An 11,156-nucleotide genomic window follows, 5' to 3' on the forward strand; every position below is an offset into this window, starting at 1 on the left:
AACAGCAAAGACGATTGAGCCCCTGAAAAGGATTCGGTAATGAATGTGCCGACGTCAGCCCATTTGACCGTTGTCGGCACAATCGCACTGAAGTTTCTACGAGGCCTCAATAATCATGCCTGCGGCTACGGTGTTGTTGGTGACTTCATCAATGAGAATAAAGCCTCCGGTGGTTCGGTTTTTGTGATAGGAATCCGCGAGTAATGGCTGCGTGGTCCGTATCGAGATTCGGCCTATTTCGTTCAGGGTCAGATTCGTTGCGTCCTCGTCTCGGTGCAGAGTGTTAATGTTCAGCCCATAACGCAGTTCCTTAATCAAAGCCCGAGTCGATTTGGTCGTCTGCTTGATCCCTAGCTTCTGCCCCACTTTCATGGGTTTATCACTCATCCAACAAATCATGGCCTCGATGTTCTGTGCCACTTGAGGTTGGTTGTTGGGCCGCACGATCATATCGCCGCGGGAAACGTCCAGATCATCTTCCAGTCGCACTGTCACGGACATCGGTGGGTAAGCCAATTCCACCGGACCGTCAGCAGTTGACACTTCCTTGATTGTTGAAGGAATGCCGCTTGGCAAAACCACCACCTTGTCCCCCGCTTTCATAACACCGCTGGCAACCTGGCCGGCGTATCCCCTGTAGTCATGGTGTCCATTGTTGTGCGGACGAATGACGTATTGGACAGGGAATCGCACGTCAACCATGTTCGAGTCGCTGGCTGTCTGGACGTTTTCCAAGTGATGCATCAGCGACGCACCTTGGTACCAGGGCATGTTTTCTGAACGTCTCACCACGTTGTCGCCAGTCAATGCAGAGACTGGGATGACTTGGACATCTGCAATATTCAAACGAGCCGCATAGTCGGTAAATTCCCGACGGATGTCTTCAAAGACTTCCTGTGACCAATCAACGAGGTCCATTTTGTTTACGGCGATCACCAGGTGTGGAACCTCCAAGAGAGAGACCAAGAAGGCGTGGCGGCGCGATTGTTCGACCAGTCCCTTGCGCGCGTCCACCAAGACAATGGACAAATCTGAGGTCGAAGCCCCCGTGACCATATTGCGTGTGTACTGGATATGACCGGGTGTATCGGCCACAATAAATTTGCGATTTGGGGTGGAGAAGTACCGGTAGGCGACATCGATGGTGATCCCTTGCTCGCGTTCGGCCCGTAGGCCGTCAGTAAGTAAGGCTAGATCGACGTATTCAGAACCACGCTCGTGGCTTGTCTTCTCAACCGAATCCAACTGGTCTACAAAGATCGCTTTAGAGTCAAAAAGTAGACGTCCAATGAGCGTGCTCTTTCCATCATCCACTGAGCCAGCAGTAGCAATGCGTAGCAGGTCCATTTTAGAAATACCCTTCCTTCTTGCGGTCTTCCATCGCCGCCTCGCTGACTTGGTCATCCCCTCGGGTTGCACCGCGCTCGGTGATGCGCGTTGCAGCTACTTCTTCCACAATCGCTCGTGACGTCGTCGCAGAAGAAGATACTGCCGCGGTGAGGGTGGCATCCCCCACGGTGCGATATCGGACCATCTCAGTTCGCACGATTTCATTCTCACGCGGTTGGCAGAATGGGTGGACCGCAAAAAGCATCCCGTGGCGGTCAAATACTTCGCGGCGGTGCGCAAAATAGATCGACGGCAAGAGGACGTTTTCACGTTCGATGTAGTTCCAGATATCAAGTTCTGTCCAGTTGGACAGTGGGAAGACTCGGATGCTCTCACCGTGATTCAGCCGGCTGTTGTAGAGGTTCCACAGTTCCGGGCGTTGGTTTTTCGGATCCCACTGACCAAACTCGTCACGGAATGAGAACACCCGTTCCTTGGCACGGGCCTTCTCCTCGTCCCGGCGAGCGCCCCCCATCAAGGCGTTAAGCTGGTGACTTTCAATGGTGTCAAGAAGCACCGGAGTCTGGATACGGTTGCGCGAGCCGTTGCGCTCCTCGACCACGTCCCCGGCGTCAATTGCGTCCTGGACAGAACCAACAATAAGTCGTACTCCTCGGCGGGCGACTTCGGCGTCCCGGAAGTCCAGAACTTCTTGGAAGTTATGTCCGGTATCGATATGGACGACAGGAAACGGAATAGCGGCCGGCGCAAAAGCCTTCGCTGCGAGGTGCAGCAGCACTGCCGAGTCTTTGCCCCCTGAGAAAAGCAGGCCGGGCCGCTCGAGTTCTGCGACAACTTCACGAATAATGAAGATCGATTCAGCCTCTAGTGCAGAGATCTGGTCCAGCTGAAATCGCAAGCTGGTAGCGGTAACATTTTTTACTTTCATTGAGAATCCCCCAAGTTCAATGATCGAACGTCTTGATGTAGTTGGCTAAGAGTGCTCGCGGATTGCATCGAGCAAGGTGTCCTTCAAATCAGCGCGACAGACGAGTAGATCGGGAAGGTACGGATCGTCCCGGTTGTATTCAAGCGCTCTACCGTCGATCCGGCTCGTGTGCAGTCCCTTGCCAGCGGCAACGGCGACTGGTGCAGCCGAATCCCATTCAAACTGGCCGCCTGCGTGGATGTAAGCGTCAACTTCCCCACGTGCCACTGCGCAGACTTTGTAGCCTGCGGACCCCATGGGAACAAGTTCCACGTTTGTATGTTGCGCAAGCTGGTTAGTCACTTCTGGTGCACGGGTGCGTGAGACGGCAATCCGTACTGGTCGCCCGTTGATTTCGGCCACGTCGAGCTGGCCGTCGTCACTCCCCAGCACTAAATCTAATCCGGGAAGTGCAACGGCGCCGGCAACGAGCGAGCCATTTTCCCATAATGCGACGTGCACGGCCCAGTCGCTCCGAAACTCGGAATACTCGCGTGTGCCATCGAGTGGGTCGATGATCCAGACCCTTTTGCTCTTCAACCGACGCTTATCGTCTAAGGCTTCTTCGGATAAAATAGCGTCTTCCGGATTCAGTTCCCTCAACGCGCGATCAAGGTACTGCTGAGATACTTTGTCTCCAGCGTCTTTGAGCGCGTGGCCTTCCAAACCGAGTTCACCGGCTTGAGCTCGAAGTTCTAGTAATTTTTTCCCAGCACTACCCGCTAGGTCAATTGCTCGTTGCAGGTCTCCCACCTGAATGTCCCCCATTCCCCCATAAGAAAACCAAGATCTTCCCCAAGACCCATGGTGTTCCGCAATACTATCCATGTTTGTACCTCAGATAGAAGGGGTTCGACCACACGGTTATAAATTGAGCTTGATCTGGCACAAACGTGTTTTCGAATCTAGTGTGGACTTCAGGCAGATACTTCTTGGGGGAGAGAATGGCGAACTTTGACAACGATTTACTCAATAGTCCGTTGTTGCAGCTCGATTTCGAGCAATTGGACGTGCTTGAGTTAGTCCTTGGTGGGTTATTGGATCCTTGTTCCATTGAGCTGTCAAGCATTCCCCAATGGGCCGAAATCGGTGAGATCTCTCCATCGAAAGCCGATGGAAGCAAGGGCGTATTACTAGCAGATCCAGATGGCACAGCCTTGGCGGTCGTGAATTACCGGGCTCTGGACGACGGGGATAAAGACAGTCACGAGGTCATAGGTGTCTGGCCACTGGCTAAGCCTGAGCACGGGTCATTCCGCGAACTCCGCATCACCTCTTCGTTAGGTTCACAACCGGTGGTGTTATTTGACCAGGCTCCGACTCCTTTGGACATCCAAGCGTTACGCTCAAGGCCTTCTTTGCCTGCCAACACCTGCTTCGTGCTGGTGTGCAACAGTTCCGGGTCTCGTGACCCCGCCCATATAGATCAAATAGAGCAGTTGCAGGCCACCGCAGAAATTTTCGAGGATGTGAAAGTCGCTCACCTAGTGCTTCCCGATTCGACTTCCGAGCATCTGGCGATGGAACGACTTTCTTCGCATGTGGTTATCGATCTGCGTGGATTCAAGGATAATGCTGCCGCTACATCACAAGGTGTTGTATTCATGTTTAGTGGCCTGTCAGGCTCCGGGAAGTCCACATTGGCGCGCGCCGTTCAGCAGCAAATTCATCAGCATCTTCCACAACGCGCAGTGTTGCTCGATGGGGATGACATCCGACGGTTTATTTCCAAGGGTCTGGGGTTCTCCCGTGAGGACCGCGAGACCAATGTGGAGCGTATCGGGTGGATTGCTGCACGCATCTCCGAGGTCGGCGGTATCGCGTTGTGTGCACCAATCGCCCCGTTCCACGCGACTCGTGCTGCGGTTCGTTCAATGACCACGCAAGTTGGCCGCTTTTACCTCATCTACGTGAGCACTCCTCTGGCAGTATGTGAAGCACGAGACCGCAAAGGTTTGTATGCCAAGGCCCGAGCCGGGTTGGTCACGGACTTCACAGGCATAGATTCTCCCTACGAAGAACCGGTCGATGCAGATCTGATCCTGGATTTGTCGGTATTAGACGTTCAGACAGCTACGGAACAAGTCATAGGGCTATTGCGGACACAGCAGACTAATCTTTGATTAGTTCACCCTAATTGGGACAACTACTCTTGCGGTTAGAGCGGCCACACCAGCGGGACGACGGTCAGGGTCACCGCGGCGGTAACTAAGCTCATCGGAACGCCTATCCTGACAAAATCCGAGACCCGGTAACCGCCAGGGCCCATGACCATCAAATTTGTCTGATAGCCAATGGGAATAATGAAACTGGCTGAGGCAGCGGCCATCACAGTGATGGCAAACGGCATAAAGTTGGCGCCTACAGTGTCGGCCACGGCCATGGCAATGGGAAAGACCAGTACCGCTGCTGCGTTGTTGGTCAGGAGCTCGGTAAAGCACAACGTGAGCAGGAAGACGAGCGCAAGTGCACCCCTGGGGCCGACATCGGCGATGAGCAGGGTGTCAGCGATCGTCGCAGCGGCCCCGGTTTTTACCATCGCTGCTCCCAAAGCAAATGACGCAGCAATCACGATGATGACCTGCAAGTCAATATGTCGTCGCACGTTACCCACCGAGAGACATCCGGTGACCAGCATTGCTAGCGATGCCAGCAGTGCAGCCTGGATGACTTCCAGCACTCCGAACGCGTTCAGCAACACCATGCCCAGCAAAATCAATATAGCCCAGGGAGCCTTGCGGAAGTTGGCGGGGGCTACATCGCTGATACTGCTGACCAACATGAAGTCCCGGCGGAAACGGTAGTTCCGAACGAAGTCCACATTGGTTTCCAGCAGTAGAGTATCTCCCACCCTGAATTTGACGTCGCCGATCTTGCCGCGAAGCATTTGTCCTGATCGAGAGATCGACAGAATCACGGCGTGGTAGTGCGAGCGGAATTGATTCTCCTTGACAGTTTGACCGATTCCGGTGAAGTCCGGGCCGATAACGGCTTCAACCAATCGACGCTGAGAATGGCGAATACCCAGTTTGTTCACGTCTCCGGCGCTGGGCTCCAGACCCCGAATTTCACGAAGCTCACTTGCACACTGGGGTGCCCCGACGAAAATGAGGACATCGTTTGGGTCCAGAATGAGCTCCGGGGTGACTTCCACGACCAAATGTTCATCCCGCTCAAGCCTGGTCAGAAATCCATGGACCAGACTACGCAGTCCTGCTGCCGCTACGGATTTTCCCACCAGGGGTCCGTTGGCTAGCACCCTGAACTCGACCGCGTATTCGCGAGCGGTCTGCATTTGCTCCACCGCGTCTTCTCGGTTGGGTAGCAGACGGTTGCCACACAAGGTGAGGAATATGGAGCCAACCACCGTCAAGGGAACGCCCACTGCTGCAATGTCGAACATCCTCAGGGACACGCCCTTTTCGGCCTGCAGCAGACCATCAATTACTAGGTTGGTGCTAGTACCAATCAGAGTCATCGTCCCGCCAAGGATAGCCATGTAACTCAGTGGAATGAGCATTTTGGATACGGGAATGCGCACCCGGGCCGACCAATCCTGAATGGCGGGCAAAAGCATGGCGACAACAGTGGTGTTGTTCAGAAATGCGCTCAGTCCTCCGACGGGAAGTAGCATTCGCAGATATGCTCCACGGATGCTTGAAGGCCGTCCCAGCAGGTTTTGTGCGATCCATTGCACCGCGCCTGTTTCACTTAGGCCCGCAGCCACCACGTAGAGTACGGCCACGGTGATGACCCCGGTGTTTGAAAACCCGGACAACGCCTCCACGGGGGTCAGGATGCCCATCAGCATGAGGGCTAGCGCGGCACCCATCAAGATGATGTCCGCGGCAATTCTCGTGGCGGACAATAGCACCAGCACCGCTAAGACAATGGCCAGCGTCAACACGGCGTCGAAGCCCACAATACTCCCCCTGTATTGTTTGCCATCCACCCCATATGGACGGCCAAACTAAGTCCATCTCATGCAGAAGAAGAAGAATCCCGGAATCTGCCATTCGATAATTTAACCCAGTTACTGGATTCATCATTGCAGAGCAAAGCGCATCAGTCTATGAAGATTTATACTCTTTCGCAGTGCAACAGGGTGCGTTAAGCTCTCGACACCTAGCATCGGCCACAGCAAAACAGGTAGCCCGAAACCGGTTGAAGGGTCCCGGGCCACCTGTTCAGTGCGTGGCGATTCAGTCAATGGCTCCAAGCACCACCGTACCCATTGCCGCATTGGCGGTGCTACTGTCGGCCACCCCTGTCAGGTTGCCGACTGGGCCCGCACCGACCGGACCTCCCGAATCGGCCAACATCCATGACAGATGCCCGCCTCCGCTACCGGCTCCGGTTTGTCGGACTGCCAACGTGGACGGAACCTGCCAGGCGGTAGTTGCCGCTGTCTTGTCTGTCCAGTAGGACAATGCCCAATCGCCTGAGGCTGCTTCAGCTTCGGGAGTTTTGTGCTGATCCGTTGAACCGACTTCGGGTTCAAACACAAAGGACGCTGAGCTCACAGTCGCATTGCGGTAGACCGAGACCACCAGTGAGCCTCGGGCATATCCATCGGAGGAGACGTTCACCGTGGAACCGGCATCTGCTGCCGTGGCCACCTTGGAGAACATCATTGCCTGCATGGAGGCCGTCGCCACATGTGCCCGTTGCTCCCATGCTGATGGAATCGAAGGCGCGGAGGCGAATTGATTGGTCGAGAAAATCCCGACCAGCAGGTCTCCTGCTTCAACGCCACCTGGGATCTGTACCGAATGCGTCATTGCATTGACCGTCCCGGAGTTCGCGGCCGAAGCCACGAATGCCACATCAGATTCAGGCGGTGGGGCATCATTTGCTTCAACTTCAACCGTCTGGCTCACGGTATTGGTGGCGCCAGCGGGGTCGGCGACTTCCAGGCTCACGGTATAGCTGCCGGCTTCGGGGAAGGAATGACTGAAGCTTTCGCCCACGGCCAGCTGCGACCCCTCAACGGTCCAAGCGTATTCCAGGAGGGAACCGTCCGGATCCGCTGAGCCTGTCCCATCAAAGATGCAGGACAGGAACGTACAGTCCCAGTCGAATGCCGCCACTGGGTCTGCATTGTCCCCGCCGTCGTCACCATCGGGGCTTCCGGCGAGCACCACCGATGCCATCACGGCATTGGCTGTGGTTGAATCCGCGGTGGCTGTCAGTCCGCCGGTAGCACCGGCGCTAACGGCGCCATTCGAGTCCGCCAACATCCAGGACAGGTGTCCGGCACCGCTGCCGGCGCCAGTTTGCCGTACCACTGTGCTGTCGGGCAATACCCACGTACCAGTCGTCGCGGTTTTATCGGCCCAGTAGGACATCAGCCAACTGTTTTCTTGGGCAGTGAGCGCAGGGGTCGTATGCACGGAGCCGCTGGAGGTCTCTGGCTGCATCGCAAACGACGCGGCGTCTACCGTGGCATCACGGTAAACCGATATGACCAGCGAGCCTTTGACCCAGGAACTGGTAGTCACTGTCAGAGTAGTGCCAGCATCCGAGCTCGCCGCCACCTTGGAGTAAACTGCGCCACTCATCGATGTGGTGGAGGCATCCGCCCGGGTTTCCCAACCGTCCGGTGCGCCAAGGGTGGTGCCACCATTATTGGTTGACAACATTGCCACCATCAGGTCACCTTCCTGCACTCCAGAGGGGATGGTCACCTGATGATTCAGTGCCGTATCCACCCCGGCATTTGCCGCTGAATCAACGAACGAGACGTCGTTTCCTGGTTCTGGTCCAGGATCCGCTGTCACCGACACCGACAAGGTGAAGGTGGCGGTCTCATTCGAATCATCTGTCACCGTCAAAGTCACCTGGTAGGTGCCAGCCGCAGCAAAGGCGTAGGTAGCCACCGTGCCGGTTGCTACTTCAACCCCGTCAGTGCTCCAGCTGTAGCCGATGATTTCACCGTCAGGATCGTTTGAGGCCGTCCCATCAAAGGTGCACGAGAGGAAGACACAGTCTTGGCTGAAAGTGGCCTCAGGAAGCTGGTTCGGTGTCGGCGATACCTCAACGTCCACTTCTGTGGTGTTGGTTGCCCCATCGTCATCGGTGACCGTCAAGCTCACCGTGTAGGTACCCGCCAAGGGGAACTCGTAGCTGAACTCCGCCTCGTCGCCACTGCCACCGTCGCTGGTTGTCCAGGAGAATGTGACAATCTCACCATCTTGGTCGGTTGAGCCGCCACCGTTGAAGGTACAGCTCAACTCATTACAGATGCTTTGGATTGCTGCTTCCGGCGTCTGGTTTGGTGACTCGGTCACGGTCACCGTAGTGCTCGTGCTCGCGGTGGCACCCTCGTTATCGGTGACCGTCAAGGTCGCTTCGAAGTCACCAGCTTGGCTGTAACTGTGTTCGACTTCCTCTCCGGTTGCCGTGGTTCCGTCCCCGAAGTCCCAGTCATAGGAATCAATTTCTCCATCGGGGTCGGTGGATTCAGCACCGCTAAAGACACAGTCTAAATCAGTACATTTCTGGGTCATCGATGCCGTTGGGGATTGGTTCGGTAGCGGTGGAGCGCCGTCACTTTCGGTGGATATCAGTGCCCGGCTTGTCCAGTTCACTCCATCAACTTCCGGACCGCTGACCACCTGAGTTGGACCGTTGGCCGTACCATCGGTGACTGTCTGGGTCCATGGAGCTGCCAACAGCTGTCCCTCGGAGTTCGCCAAATACAACTGGTCCTCCGCGAGGAACATGCCGTGCACATTACTCCAGGTGATTCCGGAGTCCCCGGTGGCAACTGTGAAACGCTCAGCGCCCACAATGCCGCTGTCCAAATCGAAGTACCTCATGAACAACGAGTTCTGCCCGCTGAGAGTGAAGTAGATGCGATCGTTCTTGAACACCAAGCCGCTCATCTGTTGCATCTCACCGGCATAGTTACTTAATCCATAGAGATCATGAACAGTAGCTGAGCCCAGTGCCGCACCATTAAACGAACGGCTGTGGAACTCGCCATTGCTCGTAGCCAGATACATTCGGTCATTGGCCACAAAGCCCCCGCGAACCGCATCCCAGGCCACATCACCGGTAATCTCAGCTGGCCCCTTCGAAGCGGCAAGACTACCGTTGTAGTAGGTCTCCGTCACCTGGTTTTCGGTACCTGGTGCCGGAGCGTCGGCATCGAGGTCAACGATCTCGATGCCGTTAACTGCCGGGTTCTCAATGACGTGGTCAAATGAAACTGTCACCTGACCGTCACTGACCAGTTGTTTGTTCAGCATCGTGCCAATATCGTGGCCAGGGTCATCGTTCATATCGACGTTGCTAAATGCCTGTTCGCCGTCCACATCAATGTTGTAAACCCTCGTTCCGGGATCCGTGGTGCAGGTACACCGGTCGGACACATACACACGCACTTCAATGTTCTTTCCGGAGTCCACCGGAAAGTTGAATTCCATGCGTGGATCACCCGACGGATCCCAGCGCTCAGTTGAATAGATTCCCAGAGCCGTGGAATCGGGAACAGCATCGGTCACCGACGCGATAGCGTTGTACCCAGCCGAGTTATTTCCGCTACTGCGATAGTCGCTTCCCGGTGCTGTGTTGTCGCCCAACCAATCTATTCCGGCATCAACCGAAGGAATCGTATCGCCACCGGTGTTGAGCCGGTACAGGTACCGAGGGTCATCTTCTTGGGTTACTGAACCAGCCTGAATAACATCCACCGGCAGCACCGGAGGTTCGGCCGTAGGGATTTCTGATCCATTGGCCAATGGGAACAAAGCGATTCGGCCCTTGTAGACGTAGCGGGCAATGCGGTCGGTATCCGACCCGACCCACAGCCCCTGTTCGGTCGCCATCAGGTCAAATACACCGCGTCCACGGTCACGCCCCGGGTTCCAGTCGATGGGCATCCCGTTACTTGCACTTAGCGCGCCGATTCCTTCTCGTCCCACGGCGCCTTGTCCGGCAGCGTCGGCGCGGAAGGGGTTATTGACCCACCGCATATGGCCACCGAAATAAATGGTGTGCTGCGTGGCTTCTACCGCGTAGACGCTGTCGCCACCGGTGTAGTCCACCCACACCGGGTTGACGTTCTGCCCGGTGTCGTCACTTTGCCACCGCGAAATGGAATCACAGAGCGATGGTGCTCCACTGCCAAAGCCACCCATCGAAGACAAAGCGAAGTAGCTTCCGTCCGGGGCAAAATCTAGATCATTGAGGTAGTAAGCGAAGGATGGGTAGCAGTTTGGCTTCCAGCGGTCGGTCTTCCAATCCGCCACGGTAGTCTGCTGCCCGCTGATATCTAGCATGCCGACCTGGGCACGATCTTCGCCATCAACTTCCATGAAGTTGCCGGTGGCGACCAGTTTTTCGCCCGCGTTGTCAACGTCAAACTTATGGACAAAGGTGTTACCTCCCCTGTGCTGCCCGGTGAAGGGAAGTACGGTTCGGTTCGAGAGCGCGCCGGTGGTGGCGTTGACTTCGGCAAGCCCTTGCCGTGATTGCCCGGCCACGGTGGTGAATTCACCACCAAAAAATAACCGGTCACCCACCAGATTGATGTCGTGAACGACGGCGTTGATCTGCCCGGTATTAAATTGGCTGATTCGCTGTCCGTTGCTGATGTTAAGGCGCAACACCTTGGGTGATGACGAACCATTCAAGGTGCCGAACTGCCCGCCGACGTAGATCGAGTTGCCATCGGGTGCGGCCACCAGAGCGCGGACGGTGCTATTGAACGTTGGGTTAAAGCTGGTGCTAATCGTCCCAGTGTTTTTGTTGAAGGCCACGATTCTTGATCGGTTAAGCACCGGCCCACCACTGGCTGCCTGGACTTGCGTAAAGTTTCCTCCCAATACGATTA

Annotated in this window: 6 protein-coding genes; 1 reads left to right on the forward strand and 5 read right to left on the reverse strand. The window is 55.8% G+C overall.

Annotated features, from left to right (window positions below; all coding sequences use genetic code 11):
- Positions 1–96: 96 nt before the first annotated feature.
- The 3 genes from cysN to ADIAG_RS06610 are packed head-to-tail and all read right to left on the reverse strand — an operon-like array spanning position 97 to position 3,145.
- A complete protein-coding gene (gene cysN, locus ADIAG_RS06600) occupies positions 97–1,347 on the reverse strand; it encodes a sulfate adenylyltransferase subunit CysN (protein ID WP_007270559.1) in 1,251 nt (416 codons plus the stop codon).
- Position 1,348: 1 nt separating this feature from the next.
- The gene (gene cysD, locus ADIAG_RS06605) at positions 1,349–2,278 is read right to left on the reverse strand and encodes a sulfate adenylyltransferase subunit CysD (RefSeq protein ID WP_007270560.1); all 930 of its coding nucleotides are present in this window, start codon (positions 2,276–2,278) and stop codon (positions 1,349–1,351) included.
- A 45-nt stretch (positions 2,279–2,323) separates the two neighbouring features.
- A complete protein-coding gene (locus tag ADIAG_RS06610; protein ID WP_007270561.1) occupies positions 2,324–3,145 on the reverse strand; it encodes a 3'(2'),5'-bisphosphate nucleotidase CysQ in 822 nt (273 codons plus the stop codon).
- A 116-nt stretch (positions 3,146–3,261) separates the two neighbouring features.
- On the opposite strand from ADIAG_RS06610, the gene cysC reads away from it, so the two are divergent.
- Positions 3,262–4,440, forward strand: a complete 1,179-nt coding sequence (gene cysC / locus ADIAG_RS20020) for an adenylyl-sulfate kinase (RefSeq protein ID WP_007270562.1) — start codon at positions 3,262–3,264, stop codon at positions 4,438–4,440.
- Positions 4,441–4,475: 35 nt separating this feature from the next.
- Here cysC and ADIAG_RS06620 read toward each other — a convergent pair whose 3' ends face one another.
- Both ADIAG_RS06620 and ADIAG_RS20025 read right to left on the reverse strand, forming a co-directional pair.
- Positions 4,476–6,239 (reverse strand): SLC13 family permease, encoded by a 1,764-nt coding sequence (locus tag ADIAG_RS06620; RefSeq protein ID WP_007270563.1) that lies wholly within the window; start codon positions 6,237–6,239, stop codon positions 4,476–4,478.
- 280 nt (positions 6,240–6,519) lie between these two features.
- Entirely contained in the window at positions 6,520–11,082 is a 4,563-nt protein-coding gene (locus ADIAG_RS20025) for a PKD domain-containing protein (RefSeq protein ID WP_051059844.1), read from the reverse strand.
- Positions 11,083–11,156: the final 74 nt, after the last annotated feature.

The sequence above is a fragment of the Paeniglutamicibacter gangotriensis Lz1y genome (assembly GCF_000348945.1).
In the GTDB taxonomy this organism is placed as follows: domain Bacteria; phylum Actinomycetota; class Actinomycetes; order Actinomycetales; family Micrococcaceae; genus Paeniglutamicibacter; species Paeniglutamicibacter gangotriensis.

What these genes read in the sequence shown, in the direction of transcription:
- cysN (WP_007270559.1), bottom strand. Translation starts at nt 1,347, where the DNA reads ATGGACCTGCTACGCATTGCTACTGCTGGCTCAGTGGATGATGGAAAG.
- cysD (WP_007270560.1), bottom strand. Translation starts at nt 2,278, where the DNA reads ATGAAAGTAAAAAATGTTACCGCTACCAGCTTGCGATTTCAGCTGGAC.
- ADIAG_RS06610 (WP_007270561.1), bottom strand. Translation starts at nt 3,145, where the DNA reads ATGGATAGTATTGCGGAACACCATGGGTCTTGGGGAAGATCTTGGTTT.
- cysC (WP_007270562.1), top strand. Translation starts at nt 3,262, where the DNA reads ATGGCGAACTTTGACAACGATTTACTCAATAGTCCGTTGTTGCAGCTC.